17 protein-coding genes are annotated in these 19,421 nt (G+C 42.7%); 6 read left to right on the top strand and 11 right to left on the bottom strand.

Translation table 11 applies throughout. The annotated features are described in order from the left end of the window. Nucleotides 1-15: 15 nt before the first annotated feature. Together H589_RS0106465 and traT are read left to right on the top strand one after the other, a co-directional pair. Entirely contained in the window at nt 16-2,253 is a 2,238-nt protein-coding gene (locus tag H589_RS0106465) for a trypsin-like peptidase domain-containing protein (RefSeq protein WP_027721266.1), read from the top strand. An 11-nt stretch (nt 2,254-2,264) separates the two neighbouring features. Further along, nucleotides 2,265-3,008 (top strand): complement resistance protein TraT, encoded by a 744-nt coding sequence (traT, locus tag H589_RS0106470; RefSeq protein WP_027721267.1) that lies wholly within the window; start codon nt 2,265-2,267, stop codon nt 3,006-3,008. Nucleotides 3,009-3,144: 136 nt separating this feature from the next. Here traT and H589_RS0106475 read toward each other — a convergent pair whose 3' ends face one another. From H589_RS0106475 to lgt, 3 genes are all read right to left on the bottom strand, one after another. Then, entirely contained in the window at nt 3,145-3,726 is a 582-nt protein-coding gene (locus H589_RS0106475) for a hypothetical protein (RefSeq protein ID WP_027721268.1), read from the bottom strand. A 189-nt stretch (nt 3,727-3,915) separates the two neighbouring features. Then, nucleotides 3,916-5,994: a FecR domain-containing protein gene (locus H589_RS19320; protein WP_035075218.1), complete on the bottom strand. Its 2,079-nt coding sequence runs from the start codon at nt 5,992-5,994 to the stop codon at nt 3,916-3,918. A gap of 247 nt (nt 5,995-6,241) precedes the next feature. Then, nucleotides 6,242-7,051 carry a prolipoprotein diacylglyceryl transferase gene (gene lgt, locus H589_RS0106485; RefSeq protein WP_027721269.1) on the bottom strand — a complete coding sequence of 270 codons (810 nt, stop codon included), beginning with the start codon at nt 7,049-7,051 and terminating at the stop codon, nt 6,242-6,244. A 109-nt stretch (nt 7,052-7,160) separates the two neighbouring features. On the opposite strand from lgt, the gene H589_RS0106490 reads away from it, so the two are divergent. After that, on the top strand, nt 7,161-7,907 hold the full coding sequence (locus H589_RS0106490; RefSeq protein WP_027721270.1) for a MotA/TolQ/ExbB proton channel family protein: 747 nt from the start codon (nt 7,161-7,163) through the stop codon (nt 7,905-7,907). A 30-nt stretch (nt 7,908-7,937) separates the two neighbouring features. Here the strand turns inward: H589_RS0106490 and H589_RS0106495 are convergent, their stop codons facing one another. The 4 genes from H589_RS0106495 to dsrA all read right to left on the bottom strand — a co-directional run bounded on the left by H589_RS0106495 (nt 7,938) and on the right by dsrA (nt 12,372). After that, nucleotides 7,938-9,323, bottom strand: coding sequence for a cobyrinic acid a,c-diamide synthase CobB (locus H589_RS0106495; RefSeq protein ID WP_027721271.1), 1,386 nt, complete (start codon nt 9,321-9,323; stop codon nt 7,938-7,940). A 265-nt stretch (nt 9,324-9,588) separates the two neighbouring features. Next, nucleotides 9,589-9,834 carry a dissimilatory sulfite reductase D family protein gene (locus tag H589_RS21060; protein ID WP_027721272.1) on the bottom strand — a complete coding sequence of 82 codons (246 nt, stop codon included), beginning with the start codon at nt 9,832-9,834 and terminating at the stop codon, nt 9,589-9,591. Between the two features lie 63 nt (nt 9,835-9,897). Further along, the gene (gene dsrB / locus H589_RS0106505) at nt 9,898-11,043 is read right to left on the bottom strand and encodes a dissimilatory-type sulfite reductase subunit beta (protein ID WP_027721273.1); all 1,146 of its coding nucleotides are present in this window, start codon (nt 11,041-11,043) and stop codon (nt 9,898-9,900) included. Between the two features lie 15 nt (nt 11,044-11,058). Beyond that, nucleotides 11,059-12,372: a dissimilatory-type sulfite reductase subunit alpha gene (gene dsrA, locus H589_RS0106510; RefSeq protein ID WP_027721274.1), complete on the bottom strand. Its 1,314-nt coding sequence runs from the start codon at nt 12,370-12,372 to the stop codon at nt 11,059-11,061. A 369-nt stretch (nt 12,373-12,741) separates the two neighbouring features. Between dsrA and H589_RS19325 the strand changes: the two genes are divergently transcribed. Both H589_RS19325 and H589_RS0106520 read left to right on the top strand, forming a co-directional pair. Beyond that, nucleotides 12,742-13,398, top strand: a complete 657-nt coding sequence (locus H589_RS19325; RefSeq protein ID WP_035075223.1) for a YkgJ family cysteine cluster protein — start codon at nt 12,742-12,744, stop codon at nt 13,396-13,398. Between the two features lie 15 nt (nt 13,399-13,413). Next, nucleotides 13,414-13,683 (top strand): hypothetical protein, encoded by a 270-nt coding sequence (locus H589_RS0106520; protein ID WP_027721275.1) that lies wholly within the window; start codon nt 13,414-13,416, stop codon nt 13,681-13,683. A gap of 58 nt (nt 13,684-13,741) precedes the next feature. Here H589_RS0106520 and H589_RS0106525 read toward each other — a convergent pair whose 3' ends face one another. Then, nucleotides 13,742-14,146 carry a 2-thiouracil desulfurase family protein gene (locus H589_RS0106525; RefSeq protein WP_027721276.1) on the bottom strand — a complete coding sequence of 135 codons (405 nt, stop codon included), beginning with the start codon at nt 14,144-14,146 and terminating at the stop codon, nt 13,742-13,744. A 92-nt stretch (nt 14,147-14,238) separates the two neighbouring features. Here H589_RS0106525 and H589_RS0106530 point away from each other — a divergent pair, with 92 nt between their 5' ends. Continuing rightward, nucleotides 14,239-15,588: an L-serine ammonia-lyase gene (locus tag H589_RS0106530; RefSeq protein WP_027721277.1), complete on the top strand. Its 1,350-nt coding sequence runs from the start codon at nt 14,239-14,241 to the stop codon at nt 15,586-15,588. Between the two features lie 186 nt (nt 15,589-15,774). Here the strand turns inward: H589_RS0106530 and H589_RS0106535 are convergent, their stop codons facing one another. The 3 genes from H589_RS0106535 to H589_RS0106550 all read right to left on the bottom strand — a co-directional run bounded on the left by H589_RS0106535 (nt 15,775) and on the right by H589_RS0106550 (nt 19,412). After that, nucleotides 15,775-17,511: a phosphoenolpyruvate carboxykinase (ATP) gene (locus H589_RS0106535; protein ID WP_027721278.1), complete on the bottom strand. Its 1,737-nt coding sequence runs from the start codon at nt 17,509-17,511 to the stop codon at nt 15,775-15,777. Between the two features lie 482 nt (nt 17,512-17,993). Next, nucleotides 17,994-19,082: a sodium ion-translocating decarboxylase subunit beta gene (locus tag H589_RS0106545; protein WP_245577053.1), complete on the bottom strand. Its 1,089-nt coding sequence runs from the start codon at nt 19,080-19,082 to the stop codon at nt 17,994-17,996. A 51-nt stretch (nt 19,083-19,133) separates the two neighbouring features. Next, nucleotides 19,134-19,412, bottom strand: coding sequence for an OadG family protein (locus tag H589_RS0106550; protein WP_027721280.1), 279 nt, complete (start codon nt 19,410-19,412; stop codon nt 19,134-19,136). Nucleotides 19,413-19,421: the final 9 nt, after the last annotated feature.

The following is a 19,421-nucleotide window of genomic DNA, read 5'->3' on the forward strand; positions in this document are numbered from 1 at the left end:
TTATGGGGAGGAATTTTGAAACGAAGATATATATGGATCGTATTGATAATTCTGATCTTTGGACTCAGCGGTTGCAAAACCATGAGAGCAATGAAACAGAGTATTAAAGAATATGCAACATCCTCTACTCCTGAGGAACAGTTTGAAGATGCTATTGAAAACAATCAGCTACGCAAAGCTGAAAAAATATGGCTGAACAATCAGCAACACTTCATTGAAGATCCTAAGACTCTTGCTAAACTGGAAAAAATCACTTCATCCATTAAAAAAACATTCAAACCACGCATTGAAGCTGCAACAACCAATGTTACAGCTGTAAAATGGCCTTCCAGATCCCGTAAATGGACTCTCATCCGTTTAAAGCTGCAAAATGCACAAGATATAATTGATGAGGTGGAGTCCAACCAACTCTTGACGACTCTTGATCAGATTCCTGACGGACTGGAAGAGTTAAAAGAAAAACTGAAATCAAAACAGAAAATAATCAAAGATGATGCTTCAACTCAATTTAAAGCATACCCGGTACTGACAGCTCCAAACTTCTTTTCCTTATACCCGGTTAAACTTGACGAATATAAATTTCTCATATCACAAGCCGCTTTTCTAGAAACAACCATAGCCAAGTCAACAGGAACGGGAATCCCTCATCTGGCAAAAACATATGGACACATATTACCCCCCGGGACTCTGAAGAATCTGGAGGGGCATTTCTTCCGCAACTTACTTCGCCGCACTGCAGGAAATAAAAAACCTTCTCTACGTACAATAATTAAAGCTATGCAAAAAGCTAAAGATATGGGCTTCCCAATCACTGAAGTACCCGGCTGCAAGATTGCTTTTGTACGTGTAACCAGCAAAAGTTTTCTTAAGGATAAAGGCATAGAATTTGGCCTGGGATTTGATATTGACCTGCCCGTCAAGGTTGAACAAATTGAAGCCAAAAGTATGTTTAACTCAAAAACGGCTAAAGATGCCGACGTTGTCATTCTTATCAATGAAACAATGTCCAAACTGGACAGAAGAACAACTTCAAACGAAATTTATAAAAGCAAATATATTTCCGGATACAAAGAAGCATATAACAATAAATTTGATACTGCCATGATGCAGCTTGAGCAGCATCGGTTAAAACGTGGAGAACTTAATGACCGTGCACAGATGGGGATGATGTTCGGTCTGATAGGCACAGCTCTTAGTATTCCTGTAGCACGTGAAGCTGACAGAGAAGAAAAGCGCTATGATGAAGCCTTGGCCAATGCCACAAAAATACCGCGCATGATTGAAAAACCCATCTATGACAACTACCAGTATCGCATTGTAGGAGTTCAGGACACAAAGATGTCCACGGTGCAATACTTCATTATTGACCGCAGAGCTAAAACATTTCTTGAAGATGTTTTTGATATTGTACAGCAGCAAAATTTCAAAGTTGCATACGGCGTACATAATGACGACCCTAAACGTATGCAGATACTGACCAGCTTCAAAACAGACCGCGATCTCAGAATGTGGGAGAAACAGCCTGCCGAGCTTAAACTTTCAGAGCTTTTAGGACACTACTTAAAACAGGAAGGTAAGGACAAAAAATACCGCAATGTTACTCAGATTCAGAAACGAATCATGAATGACCGCAACAAAGCTCTCAAGGAATTCTATGCTCAAAAATATGGTTCAGATACAGGAAATGATCCTCGTTTTGATTCAGTTGTAGAAATACTTAATTACAGCACAGGAAGCGGCAGCGGCTTTTATGTCAGCGACGATATTGTTGTCACTAACAGCCATGTGGTGGAAGGCAGTGACTACGCAGAAGTCCGGCTTCACAATAACCTTGAGACATACGGAAAAGTCATTGCACTTGATTTATACAGAGACCTCGCACTGATAAAGGTCGGCGTACGTGGTAAACCGGTTCGCATATATAGCAAAAATACAATTCCAAGCGGAGTAACTCTTGAAGTTATCGGTCACCCTCATGGCTACAGATATACTATCACAAGAGGAATTTTCAGTGCATACCGTAGACTTCCAAGTCAGCATCTTGCTTCCAAGGGCCAGAAAATCCGCTATATTCAGACTGATGCAGCAGTAAATCCAGGTAACTCAGGTGGACCACTTTTTTATAAAAATCGACTTGTTGGGATTAACACATGGGGAAGAGTAGATGAGGGAACATCGAATCTGAACTTTGCTGTGCACTATTCTGAGCTAATAGAATTTCTTAATCAATACGGCATTAAATATCGCAGGTAGGAGCAAAAAAAATGTACTATAAAAAAATTATTCAAATCATTGTTTTTTCAATCCTGCTTTCAGCTATGCTGCTTGCCGGGTGCAGATCCACCCAGCGGATGGGAATGGTTCGCGATCAGAAAACAGGACTGCTTTACGGCTCTATGATGAATGGCAATATTTTCATGGATCCGTCACAATTTGATAATCCTGTAATCAAACTGACTATCCGCAATACTTCAGGTGATCCAGCCATAAATTTAAAAGCTATGCGATCATATCTTGAAAATGCATACCGTGAAAAGGGTTATGAAATAACACGTAAAAATAAATTCAGTATTCATTTGGATGTGAACTTACGCTATTCAGGTCAGATTACGCAGGATACTGTAAACGAAGTCGGTTTTATAGGAGGTGTCGGTGGAGCCTATGCAGGTGCAAGAGTAGGAAAATCAGCTGATGCCACTGTAATCGGTGCAGCATCCGGAGCATCAATTGGAGCCATTGCCGGGCAGTACGCAACACAAGATACGTATATTATGATTGCTGAAGTTGGGCTTGGGCTTGTAGATAAGACCGCTAAAAGAAAAAAATACGTTATCAACTTTGGTGATACCCAGATAAAAAGGCATGATGAAGAGACTGGGTTTACAGCCTACCGAGCAAGAGAAGCTGTTCAAATAGCCGTATATGCGGGAGGTGACTCTACTCAACAGAGTAAAATAGTTAAAGGTGTAAGCCAAAGATTTAAGAGAATTCTGGAAGACGTAATTTAAAAAAAATTTTATTCATCAGAAAAGCCTCGATGAAAAACATCAAGGCTTTTCTGATTGATTAACGTTGTACAAACACATACTTGGTCAGGCATATGTAAGCATTGTAAACAGTTATCAACAACTAACGAATGAAAGCTTAAACATCATTAAAATCCTTTCGGACCTGCCCAAGTCCCTTGCGATAACCTTCTGCATCACCATATGAAAAAAAATGGCGATAACGACTGTGTACGGACTTAACAGGACGGGCATGACGTATAGGACACCAATATTGCTCTGTACGGGCTGCTACCTCACGCACGAATCCGATTAAACCATTAAAATAACCGCAGTAATAGCAGTTCATTTTTTCTATAAAATTTAAATAAGTAAGAGACTGTCGATCAATTACGATATAATCACGCCGCTTAACTCTAGGAATTCCGTATACCGGAAAGCACATCAACTGATATAGCCAGACAGTCACATCAAGCATCAAGGCCGGAACGATAGGCATCCAGATAAACGGCATAGTCAAGATTACCCATACACCGGAATCATAAACATAATCACTCCATTTCGCAGCGAACTCACGGTTAGCAGCACGCACTTCCTCGCTGAACCTGATCTTCTTTTCCTGTACGGTATAAAGAAATTCATTTGTTACATCACGCAGTTCATGGCGAAGCTCTCCTTCAAGCACATTAATCTTACCCAGAATTTCATCAATTCTATCCACTTGGTACACATCCTTCGAGCTACGGGTTCAAATTTTAGTCACGGACCGCAAAAAGAGTCCCTCCTCATACGAGCATTAATTATAGTTAGATAAGAAAATATAGATGCTGGCAATAAAAAGAAGCATAAGACGTAAAAAATAACATCTTAAATAAGATGGGCTAAAATCCACAATGTAGCAAACTGCGAACTATGTAAAATCTAAATCAGCCTCACTAACCGGACCGCCATTAGTAGTAGCAATCAACTCTGCAGCATCTCCGCCGGATCCGTCATGATCATAATATAACTCGTTGGTCTCGCCATCATAAATATATACAGGACCACTGTGATTGGAATCTTCCGCCATGGCAAATGATTCAAAAGTAGCTGTACCGCCATCTCTGGATAAGGCTTCAAAATTGTCAGAGTTAAACAAAAACTTATCCCCGGCTTCATTTATGAAGTCGGTTATCGTATCCCCACCAGCACCCCGCTCATGATAATAAAAAATATCTGCACCATTTCCACCTGTCAGAGTATCTGCTCCGCCGCCGCCCTGCAAAGTATCATTACCATTCTGACCACTCAGAGTATCTGCACCATCATTCCCAAAAAGATAATTACCAGAACTGTTACCAATAATCGTATCTCCAGCCTCAGAGCCAATTACATTCATAATATTTACTAATGTGTCATTGCCAGACTCAGAACTGGTAGCTGTACCGCCTCCACTGGTAAGAGTGACTGATACGGCTGCAGTATCATGCTCATATGAGACAGTATCATTCCCGCCGCCACCAATCAAAGTATCATCTCCGCCCCGACCGTATAAGGTATTATTTCCACTATCTCCCTCTAAAGTATCATCGTAAGAGGAGCCTTCAAGATTCTCAAAATTTCGATATGTATCAATATATGTTACGGAATCAAGTCCTTCAGTTACAGCAACTGTAGAGGCAAGACTTACTGTCACACCTGAATGAACTCCCATAAATGAAATCCAGTCAGTACCTTCACCGCCATCCATGAAATCACTGCCACAGTCACCGTTAATTATATCATTCCCGGCATCGCCTAAAATATAATCTTCTCCCATTCCGCCAGAAATTGTATCATCTCCATCGCCACCTTTAAGTGAATCATTCCCATCAACACCGGAAATAAGATCATTGCCTCCCTGACCGTTATAAAAATCGGCATCAGGTGTTCCTTCCCAACTCTCACCAGCACTACCGCCAAGAATGAAGCTGACCCCTTCATCATTGGTAAAGGTCACATTTTCCAGTCCTTCCGGCACAGATTCTGTCCCAGCAGCGATACCTTCAATAAGTTCTAAAATTTCATCACTGGTCGGGATTTCATCGAACTTATCAAGCAGAGCCTGAGCCGACTCGATATCTCCTTCGCCCAAAGCTTCGAACACCTGTTCAGCAACGCCCTTAACTATATCATTTATTGCACCCTGAATTCCATCTTCACCAACAATATTTCCTTGAATAAATGCAGCAACTCCTGGTTCAAGTACTCCTTCACCAGCTATCTGCTGAGATCCTGTTTCACCACCATCAGCTTGCTGCTCATCTCCGTCGGCATTTTCGTCATTAGGCTGTTCTTCATTTGGATCATCACCGGTTGATTGCTCATCCTCCTCTTCTTCCCTGTTCTGTTCCTGTATATCCTGTTCCTGCTGAATGGCTGACGGCGCAATATCTCTAAAAGATTCAAATTCCTGAACAGTCATAGGCCGGACAGTACTAATCTGACCAGACGATGCTATATCAACAAGAGCTTGCGGAGAGTCTATCAAACGGACTTCACCATCGATGGACTGGACAAGCAAAGCTTTCCCGCTATGTATTTCTTCAACACCATGCTTTTCCTGACCATCAGGGGAAATTTCATGAACTGTAGTTGTTCCCCTGATACCAATTGTGGCAAGTGGAGAGCCTATCTGAAAACGATCCGGGTTCTGTTCTGCAATCTTGCCTGTAACCAAACGAAAAGTCCCCTGACTCATTTTGAACAGAAGCTCAGAATTTGATTCACCAACAGTATCAAACACGTAATCATCAAGAGATATGCTTGAATCTGCTCCCTGTGAGAGTAAAGTGTCATCTACAAATCTGACCTCGGCATTGCTTGCAGGGCCAGTAACGAGTTCTTCTCCTTTAAACACAAGTGTCCCTGAATCGGCCTGCCGCACCCCTGAATCAGACTGAAGAAATACTTCACCATTGCTGGCAAGCACGACACCTATAGAATTCAAATTACTCGCAACAGGAGACATTTCACCACCTCACAGCTAACGTTTACCCTCATATATTAATGTAATAACGGTACACAATATTGCAATTGATTTTATTTTATAAAGTTAGAATACTATAGAATGTCTTAATGAAGAATAAAATTATACAACTTGAGCAATCAATCAATACATAGAGATTTAAGATAACTACACTACAAAAAAAATGCCCCACATTCTTCAAAAGAACATGAGGCAAAGGACTTAGTATAAAGAGAATTACTTATAACTACTAATCTGCAGAAGCTGGAGGAATAGGTCCTTTCTTAAGGCCCCATAAAAAAAGAGCCAAACCGGCTAGAATCATAGGCAAACACAGTAACTGCCCCATAGTAAGCCAACCGAAGGCAATAAATCCAAGCTGGGGATCAGGTTGTCTGAAAAATTCAACAAAAGCTCTGAAAAAGCCATAACCTATCAAAAACAGCCCTGTTGTTGTACCACGCTGACGAGGCTTAGATGACCAGAACCACAGGATTAAAAATAGCATCAGTCCTTCAAGTAAACCCTCATACAATTGTGAGGGGTGACGTGGAAGATTTCCTGCTCTCTGGCTGGGAAAAACCATACCCCATGGCATATCGGTAACCCGGCCCCATAATTCTCCATTAATGAAATTCCCCATACGTCCGCATAAAAGCCCCAACGGAGCCAGTGGGACAAGAAAATCACCAACATCTAAAACAGTTCGACCTGTCGATTTTGCAAAGCGCCATGCCACGATGGCAACACCTATCGCACCACCATGAAATGACATGCCTCCTTTCCATATTGCGACAATATCAGAAGGATGAGCTAGGAAATATCCTGGTTCATAAATGAGGCAGTACCCAATCCGAGCACCTAAAACCAGACCGACAACAAGCCATGTAATTAGGTCATCCACCTGCTGAGCAGTCCATGTATTTGTTTTCTTTGAAGCACGATACCGACCTAAAAACCATGCAATAGCAAATCCTATCATATACATGATGCCATACCAATTGGCTTTAAGGGGACCTACGCGGAAAGCAACCGTATCAAATTCAGGAAGTACAATCATATTTTATCACCTGTTTATCAATTTTTTAAATAAAAAACCGTCACGGGCGGTCTATGTTTCCAAGACAAATTCAGTTACAATCAGAACATAGGAAATACAAGGAAATCCCATGGAAGAACAAAAAGATTTTGATATTCTGGAAATGCCTGCCGAAGGACTGGCCGCCTACTGGCTTTCTATCAAGAAACTCATTGATGTAAAGCGCAATAAGCAGGTTCTTGAGGAAGAAATTCGCTATACTCGTGAACCGTTCATCAAATTCATGCTTGAAACAGCATTTTCAGAAATGGATAGTGACACTATCCGCCGCTTAGCTGAATCGAAAACACACACCATAATTAACGAATATTCACGCAAACTTAATTCCATGCAAATTTCTCTTTTAGCCATGTCTTCGCAGGAAAACCCCAGAATAAGTTTCGTCCGCATGGCTTCACAGTATCCAACCTCTGTTATTTCTGAAAAAAAAGCTTTTACCCTGGCTCACGGACTTGTAGACGGCCTGTTAAGCAAAGAGTCTGATCACCAAATACTACTTGAATTCGACCACAAACTTCAGCCGGACCGTCTGCTGGTAAAAATGCTTTTCCATATCATATTGAGCCGTAAAAAAGGTAAGCAGAAGTTGGAAAAGCTAGTACCATATATTAAAACCCCATTCTATTCCAATGGGATAACACAGGTAATTGATGGATTTGATCATAGAATACTTAAATCAAATCTGGCAGTACAAGCAGAGCAAATCCTGAAATATTCAAACAGCAAGATGGAAATGGCCACTGAAATGTGCATGGGAATCAGAAATAAATATAACTATGATGATATCTTTCACATCGCCAGAGCCTACATGCCATAATTCGTTATTTCTGCATAATGGCTAGCAGGTTTACTTTGTATTTTTAAATTCTGCTGCTGCTTTTACAAAATTACCAGCCCAGCACGGCACACCCAGAGCATGAATATGATTATACCCAGCGTAAACATTATTCATGAGTAATCCATCATGTCCTTCAGCCATTCCCTTGCCTCGGTCCATGTCCAGTGCATATTTAGGGTCAAGCTGTTCGTTGTCTGCGCAGAGAGAATAGTGAAACTCATGCCCTATCACAGTTGAACCTATAGGAAAAAAAGGATTTTCATGGATAATTTTACCAGAAGTATACCCAAGACCTTGTGGTCTGGCACAGAGTTTTGTGGAAAGAGACAATACAGCGGACATAGGATATTTCTGGCCTTCATATTCAACATCTCGACCAAGATACATAAAGCCGCCGCATTCTGCAAAAATAGGTAATCCGGACTTCGCTAATTCATAAACATGCTTGCGAATAGATTCATTTTCAGAAATTTCTTTTGCCAGAGTCTCGGGAAAACCTCCTCCAAGATAAAGACCGTCAATTGCTGGCCATGGTTCATTTGCAAAAAGCGATACTTCTTTAATTTCCGCTCCGGCTCTGGTCAGGGCTTCAAGATTCTCTTCGTAATAAAACCATAGAGCCTTATCACGAACAACACCGATTACAGGTTTATCTTCGCTGACAAGTTCAATTCCTTCCCATGCCGATTTTTCAGCTACCAGATTACTCACGTTACCGGCAATTTTTGAAACAGCATCTAGATCTATACAATCCAGTGCCATCTGCCCCAAGGTATCAAGGGCTTTGTCTACTGCATCATATTCAGTATTAGAAACGAGTCCCATATGCCGTTCAGGAATAGGATTTTCTTTAAGTTTAGGCAACATACCAAGCACAGGTATATCTGTATAAGCCTCGATTGAGCTTTTCAAAATATTACGGTGCCTCTCTCCGGCTGTCCGGTTGAGAATAACACCGGCAAGCTCAAACCCTTCTTCAAAAGCTTTGCAGCCGGCAACGATAGCTGCAACTGTACGGGTCATTTTTGTGCAATCGATGGTAAGTATAACCGGGGCCTTGATAATACGGGCCAGTTCAGCTGTTGAGCATGATCCGTCAACGTCCTTACCATCGTAAAGGCCTCTATTGCCTTCTACTATTGAAATATCTGCTCCCAGCCCTTTTTCCAGAAAAAGAGCTTTGAGCCTGTCGTTACTCATCAGAAACGGGTCCAGATTGGTAGCATATGTCCCTGAAGCCAAGCCCAGCCATCTGGCATCGATGTAATCAGGTCCCTTCTTGAACGGCTTAACAACCTGCGCCATATTCTTGAAAGCGCGGCATAACCCAAGAGTAACTATGGTCTTTCCTGACCCGCCGCTGAGTCCTGCAAGTACAACACGAGGAAAATTCATCTCAATACACGCCCCATAAAAATTATAACTTAATGCACCATATGCTCAAAAAAAATCACTAGTGTTTAGCAAAAAAAAATTCAAGCTAAACATCACGGGTAAACCTTAAACTTACTGCATATAATTACGCTCGGAATATACCACTGAAGACAGTCGTTGTTACGTTCATGGGAACGCATTTACTCTCAATTTAAACTTGGTAGGATCTCAAAAAAAATGCCTTGTCCATTTGGACAAGGCATTAAAGAGCCGATTTTGCAAAAGCTTATTCGCCTTCTGCTCCACCCTGTTTACCAGCACCTGCCATGCCGTACATAGTAGTACTTCCGGAGGACCAGTATTCAACTTTCTCTTCTTTAACAAGAGCAGTCAACACTTTCTTGACTTCACGAGCTTTAGCATCAGGAAAAAGCTTAGTAAAATCATTAAAGTAAAATTTACTTTTCGCACCTGTTTTTGCTGTGAGATAATCCATTATTACTACTTTCGCAGATTCTAATTCAATTGGCATATTAAGCCCCTTTTTTTTAAAAAGGGGCGGCAAAATACCGCCCCCTTATATTCTCAATTCTAATTAGAACTTGAACTGAGTGGACTGACGCCAAGTGTAATAAGCAGGATCACGGAAATCATCGATAAGATGGGGAGTGAATTCAATCCCGGTCTTTTCAAAGAAACGTTCCCAGCCAATACGCTCTGCCCAGTCACCCAGACGCTCGTACTTGTTAGCATCTTCTTTGTAGACATCCACGATTGTACGGATAGTCTTGGTAAGTGTAGGCCAACGTGGAGGTTCGTTAGGAATAAACGCAACAACAACCTTAGAGAACTTAGGCATGCTGATACGGTTAGACACTTTACCACCAACCATGAGTGCAATACCGTCACCTTCTTTATCAGAAAGAGGCAGAGAAGGACACATGGTGTAGCAGTTACCACAGTACATGCAACGTTCTTCTTTAATAGCAACAGTCTTGAACTGTTTACCGTCAATTTCGACCTTGGAAGGACGAACTGCGCCGGTAGGACAAGCTGATACTGCAAGAGGAATTTCGCAAAGGTTGTCAAGGTACTCGTGGTCAATGATAGGAGGCTTGCGGTGGATACCGACAACAGCGATATCGGAGCAGTGACAAGCACCACACATGTTCAGACAACAAGCAACAGCGATACGAACAGGAGCTGGCATGTTATGACCGGTGAACTCTTCGAAGAGGTCATCCATGATAACTTTAACAGTACCGGAAGCATCAGTTGCAGGAGTATGACAGTGAACCCAACCCTGAGTGTGAACGATGTTGGAAACACCAGCACCGGTACCACCTACGGGGAACTTGTAAGAACCGCCGTTAAACTTACGGGACATCAAGTCTTCTTTCAACGCAACCATTTTGTCTTTTGAGTCAGTCATGAACTCGACATTGTTACGTGTAGTGAAGCGCAGGTAGCCTTCGCAATGTTTGTCAGCGATGTCGCACATTTCACGAATCAGACTGATACTCATGAGGCGAGCGGTACCACAGCGAACTGTGTATACTTCGTCTCCGGATTCTGCAACGTGAACCAGTACGCCAGGTTCAAGGATTTCGTGGTAAAGCCACTTGCCGTAGTTATTTTTAATAACCGGAGGAAGGAACTCATTGTAGTCACGAGGTCCAATGTCCGAAATCCGGTTTTCCATCGGTTTGTCTGGATTATAGCCAGAAGAAACGAACGCCATGTCTGTCCTCCCGTTTTATCTCTGGTGTCTTTTTCTGTATTCGTTAATATCACGTTCCCAAGGACCATCAACCTCATCTGCTTTCCAGAAGATGTATGGGTTGTGTCTAGGTTCCTGGACGTGTCTTGCATCAGCCTTGATGTTGGTAACTTCGAGAAGTTTCTGGAAGCCCATGCGACGCATGGTTTCACCCAGACGTTCACGGTTTTTACCTTCTTCCATCCACCAGTCCCAAATGTTTTCAACAACTTCTTTCACTTCGTCAAAAGGTTCTTCAACCTTGATGAAAGGAACGAGGAGGGAGCTGAGCTGAGGACCGTCAAGAATCGGAGCTTTCGCACCACAGAGGATGGAAGCACCACGATCATTACCGATCATCAGTGCACGAGGCATTGTGTTGATACAATGCATGCAGTGCATACATTCTTTGTCGTTGATTTCGAGTTTGCCGTCAGCGTACTTGATGCACTTGCCTGGGCAGAGTTCAACAACTTCTTTCTGGATATCAAACTTACCCCAGTCGCGACCGGAGTGAGCACCAGCGTTAGGAGCGAATTCACCGCCGACGTAAGCTGCAACAGCTTCCTGGTCAATGCGGATTTCATCACGCCAGATACCTACAACTGAAAAGTCAGAACGAGCGAGAGCACAAACACAGCTGTTTGGACAAGCGTCGAATTTAAACTTAAATTTGTAGGGGAAAGCAGGACGGTGAAGTTCGTCCTGAAATTCCATGGTCATGTCGTAACAGAGAGCCTGTGCATCGTAACAAGCATACTCACAACGAGACATACCAAGACATGCTGCAGGAGTACGCAGGTTGGAGCCGGAGCCACCAAGGTCAACGTCTGCATCATGAGTCAGTTCATAGAAAATTTCTTCCAGCTGAGGAGTGGTTGTTCCAAGGAAGACGATGTCACCGGTAGAACCGTGCATGTTTGTAAGTCCGGAACCACGCATATCCCAAATGTCAGTGATCTGACGAAGGAAATCGGTGGTGTAGTACTTAGCAGTAGGCTGAGCAACACGAACAGTGTGAAAGTGTGCTACGCCGGGGAACATTTCGGGCTGGTCGCAGTAACGACCGATAACGCCGCCGCCGTAACCGAAAACACCAACGATACCGCCGTGCTTCCAGTGAGTTTCACCATCGTTGTAAGACAGCTCGAGAACACCGAGAAGGTCTTCGCAGACTTCAACGGGAATCTGATAATTCACGTCCTTCTCGTTTTTAGCTCTAGATTCGGCTTCTTGTTTAACGTCGGACACGAAGCTAGGCCATTGCCCGCTTTCAAGTTCGTCCAACAAGGGAGTTTTGTGTTTCGCCATTCCCTTAAACCTCCATAAAGTTTAATAGATATACCTACCAATACAAATTAGACAGTCGGTATAGAATCGCATTAGCGACCTAGCCCGATTGCTTTCCTCTCTTAGTCGAGACCCCCAATCTAATCGATGAAGGGGAGGGCAAGATACCCTTAAGTGAAAAAAAATACAACCTATGATGTGAGATAAAGAACTTCGCTATGAATTGTCAACCGGTGATTCGAATTATCACCGCAAAAAACTCAGGACTTGCCAAGCAAGCCGGATTCAGCGTATTTACTCTTTCCTGACATAGGTGCGTCAGTAGCAGATATTTACTACAAAAATTTTTAATAACCAGCAACATAAACTTGAAAAAGTAATCGCCGCAATATGAAAGAATGTAAACAATGTGGAATTTGCTGCCGTAAAGGCGGCCCCGCCCTGCATACAGAGGACCTCCCGCTCATCATAGATGATAAAGCAATTGATCTCACAGACATCGTGACCCTCAGAAAGGGAGAACTGGCTTTTGACCAGCCAGAGTCAACGGTTGTGCCTCTTGCTGAAGAAATTTTAAAAATTAAGGGAGCAGGCGGCGAATGGACCTGTAAGTTCCTGGCTCTATCCAGCAATGTCTGCCGCATATACAAGAGCCGACCTTTAGAGTGTCAGCTCCTTTTTTGTGAAGACCCTGATCCTTTACTCAAGATTTACGACAAAGGCAGATTAACCAGAAGAAATATTTTGCCAGAAGGCCATCCTGTTCTCGAGATCATAGATGAACATGACAAAAAATGTTTTCCTTCTAAAATGGCTCAGTTGGCATCGGATATTCTTGCAGACTGGAATGACAGTGAAAATCTAAAATCAGATCTGCGTGAAATGTTGATTTACGACAAATCCATCCGTGAACTTGTTACTGAAAAATCAGGACTTCCAGCAGAATCCATGGATTTCTTCTTTGGGCGACCAATGCATAGAGTTCTTGCTGGTTACGGAATTTCTGCCACTCCTAATGGAAAATCATTTTCACTACGTAAATCTTAAGGGAGATATATAAAAATGAAAGATGAACGCGGACTTTACTATTTTCCATCACTTCAGACCCGTGAAACCCGTATGTATGTGCGCGAAAATCAAGGGTCAATTGAATTCAGACTCTGGTCCAATGAAAACCCGGTTATATGGGATAAGCACGAATGGCTGCCTTACGATGTTATTCTTGAAGCCGCAGAAGAGTACAAACAAAGAGGCTCTGATCGCAATCCTATGGCCCTTTACGATCTAAATGTTGCCAAACAACTTCTTAAAGAAGATAAAATTACTCACTAAATCATTTTTTTATATTAACGAAAAACCCCAGTTTACATAAATTGGGGTTTTTCGTCTTTTATTCCGTTTTAATTTTAATCCCCTCTTTTCGAAGCAAAGCAGCAAAAAGCCCATCACCATCAATAAGTTTACGGCTGAACGTTCCATCATAAATTTTACCGATTCCGCATGAAGGAGAACGTGCTTTTAGTATTGCCTTTTCAGCCCCAGCAAGTTTCGCTAACTTAAGAGCCTCTTCTGCCCCCCGTAGGAATGATTCGCTGAAATCTACCCCGTTTTCCGTCATAACCCTGTTTTCTACAATTTCACAGGGAGGACGCGGTGTCGAAAGCCCGCCCAATTGTTCAGGACAAACGGGGATAGCCCTACCCTGCCTGACAAGCTCCTTTACATTTTCATCAGCATTATCCTTACCGTCGTAACGGCAGCAAAGACCTGCGAGACAGGCGCTTACAATATACATATATCCTCCTCAGCATGAATATTCATTGTTCCACTATTAGCTATATGGTAATGTCCTTTTCCATAAACACATTCCCAGGTCAAGGAGGTCTTATGACCGCAATTACAACTTCTGTTTTCGAGCTTTTCAAAATCGGTCCCGGTCCTTCAAGTTCTCACACTATAGGTCCTATGAAAGCCGGATACAATTTTTATAACTCTGTTCAAGAACTTTCACTTGCTTCAACTCCTGATTCTATTGAAATACGCTTATACGGAAGTTTAAGTGCAACAGGTCAAGGTCATGGAACTGACCGTGCCGTGGTAGCAGGTCTCTTGGGCTATACCCCTGAAACTGTTGACTGCTCTTTTCTGAACAGTCTGGCTGACAAATCTGAACATTTATTTAAACTGGGAAAGATTTCTCTTCCTCTGAGCGTTCAAGATGTTATTTTCGCAGAAGTTGAAAACGATTTTCCATACAGCAACACACTGCTCATTCAACTTAAAAATGGTGGTAATGTCCTTTTCGAGCAGGAATACTATTCCATTGGTGGCGGATTTATCAAATGGAAAGGACAACTTCCAGAAATCCCCCGTGTACCAGCCTATGCATACTCTAATATGGAAGAGCTTAAAGAAATCCTTTCACAAAAGGAAATTCGACTGCACCAGTTAATACTTGAGAACGAAATGACTATTACAGAGTCATCTGTAGCCGAAATAAATATCAAACTAGATGCTATTATTGATTCAATGAAAAAAGCTGTGAAAAATGGTCTTGCAGCTGAAGGAGTACTTCCCGGCCCAATTGGCCTGCACCGTAAAGCGAAAGCCCTGTACGAGAACCAGAAAAGCGCAAATGCTGCAGACAATTTTCTGGTTAAACTTAATGCATACGGTTTTGCAGCATCTGAAGAAAATGCTGCCGGACATATTGTCGTAACTGCACCAACTTCAGGGTCAGCAGGAGTTATTCCTGCAGTGATATATGCTCTTGAAGAGGATCTTGGAATTGATCGTGAAATGATTCGTCAAGCCATGCTTGCATCCGCAGCAATAGGATTTATATGCAAGCATAACGCCAGCATAGCCGGAGCCGAAGTAGGCTGTCAGGGTGAAATAGGAGTTGCGTCATCTATGGCTGCAGCGCTTATCACCTACGCTAACGGATTCAGATTCTGGCGCACTGAAAATGCTGCTGAGTCAGCTCTGGAGCATCATTTAGGAATCACATGTGATCCTGTTGGCGGTTACGTACAAATCCCCTGTATTGAGCGCAATGCCATGGGGGCAGTACGCGCCTACAATTCTTACTTGATTGCTTCAGTTGAAAACCGGAAATTCCATAAAGTAACTCTTGATGAAGCGGTTACAGCCATGGCCCAGACGGGTAAGGATATGAGCTCAAAGTATAAAGAAACCTCCCTTGGAGGGCTCGCCGTATCAGTGCCGAACTGCTGATAGCTATATATTAAGATTCTTTCTACAAGTTTCCAATACTCTTCATACATAACAAACCGGGTAGATGCATATAAAGATACGCATCTACCCGGTATTTTAATTTTATCTAAGACTTAACTTACATAGCCTTAAAGAGTTCGGAAAAAACTCTTTTAAAATAAGCACTACTACAGAATGGAACCAGACCTAAGACTTAACATGCAAAGAATTGACAAGTTTTGCAAGAAGGTCAGGTTTGCAATTGAGATCTTCAATGCGCTCAAGGAACTGCCTACGCTGTTCAAAACGATCCTTTAAAGTCTGAATATACTGAGCCTGATTTTTAATATTCTTCGGATTATAGGTCTCATAGAATCCGGGCAAAATATTTTCTATACTTGCACGGGTAGGCAGTTGCGCACCAGGCAGCAAGTCCCAGTCCTCCCATTCAAGTTTATCGGTAACAATCATGGTTTGCAGAGTCAGGGATGTTTGCAGCGGAATTGCATTAAGATCAGTATCAGATGATTTCCAAAAACCTATTGAGTTGAAGCTGTACCCATAAGCACCGCTATTGAAGACACCGGCAAAAGCCTCAACATCTTTCCACAGTTCGTATACGCGAAAGGGATTGGCATAGGGAATAAAAACAAGCTTTTTAAGTTCTTCTTCTGATACATTCTCGGCCAGATTACGTTTGGTCATAAGAGCCGCACCCATAGCTACTGCCAGATATGTATCCGAAAATCTCATAACTGGAGGCAGACAGGTGTCTTTCATCAGCCAGCATAAAGAGTCCGGGAATGTGCAGCGGTTTACATAATCTCCAAGAACATCACGATCAATAAGTGCGCGCCCATTAGGATTACGTATATCCTGCCCTAAGGGCATAACTTTTCCGTCAATTTCAAGCATGGCATGGTTCATTACAGAAACCATGTATTTCCAATCTGGATTACCTAGAGGACGTGAATCTGTTTTATCAAAAAGAGTAGGCTCCCATGCACGGCAGACACGATTCTCTGTATCAATCTGGAACGCATCATCATGAAGAACTCTTTTGGAAAATCCTTCTGGTAAGGTTCCTCCATTGTCATGGGAATTAGTATGCGAAGATTTACCTGTTCCAGACAGTCCGAAAAATGCAATAGATTTCTTACCAATCTTTTTAATTTCTTCATCCGGGCAATTGGTAAAATCAATTTCTTTAATCCCACCATGACAAGCTGCCATGCCGACACGAATACCTGAAGTCCACGCAAGAGTTAGAGTACCCTTCTTACGTTCACCAAAATACCGCATTCCGAAATTGTAAATTACATTGCACTCCTCATCGACAAGAGCAAGCTGAGGAAAACCCTGATTGTGATAATACGGATCTTCATTACGCCAGAGGTTATCACCTATTATAATGATATCTTGTATCGGTAACTTGGCACTCTCAGCATATTCCTGTGCAAGCTCATCAAAAGGGGTAAAATTCACAAGCCAATTAAAAATATTGGCTGCATCATCTTCAGCGCCAAGAATAGTTGCTTTGATCATAAGATCTTTATCAAGACCAACTACAGCTTCAGCTTTAATGAGTGAACGTTCCTGCAAATCGGAGATAGCTTCCCTCAAATCTCCTGTAACCTTACGCTGCTCTGTGTCACTTAACCGATTATAAAATCTACGGGCAAGTGCCGTACGACCGACAATCTTACCATGGCAATGATTAAGTAGTTTAGCACCTTCCGGAAGTCCTAAACGCTTTGCAGCTTCCGGATAAATGGGATGATCTGTTTCCATAACATCCCACTGTTTTGTTGCAAGATCATAAGCTTCTGCAGCGGTAATCTTTCTTACACGCTTATCTGCAAGAAGAGTTTCTGCAATAGCTCTTAATGGTGGTATTTTTGATAGATCACTTTTGTAAAACTCATAAGTTGACTGACTGGCCACTTTTTTATTCCTCCAAAGAAAATAGAAGTCGTACGGCTCCGTAAAGCCGCTCCTGACCGACTTGTTTATAACCCCTTCATACAAACTATAACTATCAAGTATCCATGCAGAACTATATATGATAATTTCCTGTTTATCATATATATTAAATAGATATAAATATTCTGGGGTCTTTAATACCATTTGCAATAAAATGCCACTGCTCTTTTCTCTTCTTAGAATAATCAGAGAAATCCTGAAAAGCAGTTCCCTGTAGGCAATACAAATGTTTCCCACAATTCATACAATAAAACCGGTACTCATGTAAGAGCTTTCATAAAGAAAAAAGGCGCACTCTCAATTTTGAGAGTGCGCCTTTATTTGATCAATACTGACCTGTATTTTTTTGCTTGGTCGCCTTCATAGCTTTTTGTGCAAGCGCAAGAGTGCGTTTACGTTTTGTAAGCATCTTTCGGGCAGCAAGCAAAATCATAGCATACGTCCTACAATCCGCCGAGAACAGACCAGAGAACACCTGCAGCAACTGCTGAGCCAAGCACACCGGCCACATTAGGAGCCATCGCATGCATAAGCAGGAAGTTGTGAGGATCTTCATTTCTGGCTACAGTCTGAGCTACACGGGCAGAGTCAGGAACAGCGGATACTCCGGCTGCTCCAATAAGTGGATTAATCTTGTTTTTAAGAAAAAGATTCATAAACTTAGCAAATGCAACTCCACTGGCTGTAGCAACACAGAAAGAAGCAGCACCAAGCCCGAAGATGAGCAGACTGTCAGGTGTCAGAAAAGTCTGAGCCTGAGTTGATGCACCAACTGAGAACCCCAGAAGGATCGTCACTGAATCAATAAGCGCAGTACGTGCTGTCTCAGCAAGACGTTCGGTCACGCCAGACTCTTTTAGTAAATTACCGAAGAAGAGCATACCGACCAAGGCAATAGACCCCGGGGCGATAAGCGCAGTTATAAGAAAAGCGCCAATAGGAAAAAGAATCTTCTCACGAGTGGTAACCTCTCTAGGTGCACTCATACGGATCAGACGCTCTTCCTTAGATGTCATAAGTTTCATGATCGGTGGCTGAATAACCGGAACCAATGCCATATACGAATAAGCTGCAATAGCAATAGCTCCAAGAAGATGCGGTGCCAACTTGGAAGAAAGGAAGATCGCAGTAGGACCATCCGCCCCGCCAATAATACCGATCGCCCCGGCTTCAGCAGGAGTAAATCCCATATACATGGCACCGATAAGTGTCACAAAGATACCCATCTGCGCCGCTGCGCCAAGTAAAATCAGTTTAGGGTTGGAGAGCATGCACGAAAAATCGGTCATTGCTCCGATTCCAAGAAAAATCAGCGGAGGGAAGACCCCTTTACTGACCCCGAAGTAGATATAATATAGCACACTGCCCGGATCATAAACACTGAGTGGCATTCCGGCGATAGACGGAATGTTACCTACGATGGCCCCAAACCCGATAGGCAGGAGCAGTAGAGGCTCATAGTCTTTGATGATAGCAAGGGCAATAAAGACAATACCGATGACAATCATAGCAAAGTTGCCATAGGTCATCATTGAAAAGCCCGTTGTGCTTAAGAAGTTGTGTAGTATATGCATAACGTACGTCTAGCCCTTGTTTTTATGCAGATATGCAACCGCTGCTGCGACTATCTCAGCTTCAGCATGTCCGGCTGAAGGCGCCGGTACCGAAGCATTAGCCACGGGTCCAGTATGATGGCCCGCAGGGGGGATAATCTTATTAAAGAAAGCAGCCAATGCTGGAAGCAAAGCAATATAAACACTCACCAGCAGCAGAGCAACGAAAACGATACTCATGCCTGTGATAGAAAGTGCCACGCCGTCGCCGGCGACAACACTATCCCAGCTGAACAACACTTGTTGCATTGGAATCTC

Origin of the sequence: Maridesulfovibrio zosterae DSM 11974, assembly GCF_000425265.1 — a bacterium.
In the GTDB taxonomy this organism is placed as follows: domain Bacteria; phylum Desulfobacterota; class Desulfovibrionia; order Desulfovibrionales; family Desulfovibrionaceae; genus Maridesulfovibrio; species Maridesulfovibrio zosterae.

Coding starts and splice junctions, on each gene's coding strand:
- traT (WP_027721267.1), top strand. CDS start 2,265: ATGTACTATAAAAAAATTATTCAAATCATTGTTTTTTCAATCCTGCTT.
- H589_RS19320 (WP_035075218.1), bottom strand. CDS start 5,994: ATGTCTCCTGTTGCGAGTAATTTGAATTCTATAGGTGTCGTGCTTGCC.
- lgt (WP_027721269.1), bottom strand. CDS start 7,051: ATGATTGTACTTCCTGAATTTGATACGGTTGCTTTCCGCGTAGGTCCC.
- H589_RS0106490 (WP_027721270.1), top strand. CDS start 7,161: ATGGAAGAACAAAAAGATTTTGATATTCTGGAAATGCCTGCCGAAGGA.
- H589_RS0106495 (WP_027721271.1), bottom strand. CDS start 9,323: ATGAATTTTCCTCGTGTTGTACTTGCAGGACTCAGCGGCGGGTCAGGA.
- H589_RS21060 (WP_027721272.1), bottom strand. CDS start 9,834: ATGCCAATTGAATTAGAATCTGCGAAAGTAGTAATAATGGATTATCTC.
- dsrB (WP_027721273.1), bottom strand. CDS start 11,043: ATGGCGTTCGTTTCTTCTGGCTATAATCCAGACAAACCGATGGAAAAC.
- dsrA (WP_027721274.1), bottom strand. CDS start 12,372: ATGGCGAAACACAAAACTCCCTTGTTGGACGAACTTGAAAGCGGGCAA.
- H589_RS19325 (WP_035075223.1), top strand. CDS start 12,742: ATGAAAGAATGTAAACAATGTGGAATTTGCTGCCGTAAAGGCGGCCCC.
- H589_RS0106520 (WP_027721275.1), top strand. CDS start 13,414: ATGAAAGATGAACGCGGACTTTACTATTTTCCATCACTTCAGACCCGT.
- H589_RS0106525 (WP_027721276.1), bottom strand. CDS start 14,146: ATGTATATTGTAAGCGCCTGTCTCGCAGGTCTTTGCTGCCGTTACGAC.
- H589_RS0106530 (WP_027721277.1), top strand. CDS start 14,239: ATGACCGCAATTACAACTTCTGTTTTCGAGCTTTTCAAAATCGGTCCC.
- H589_RS0106545 (WP_245577053.1), bottom strand. CDS start 19,082: ATGATGACCTATGGCAACTTTGCTATGATTGTCATCGGTATTGTCTTT.
- H589_RS0106550 (WP_027721280.1), bottom strand. CDS start 19,412: ATGCAACAAGTGTTGTTCAGCTGGGATAGTGTTGTCGCCGGCGACGGC.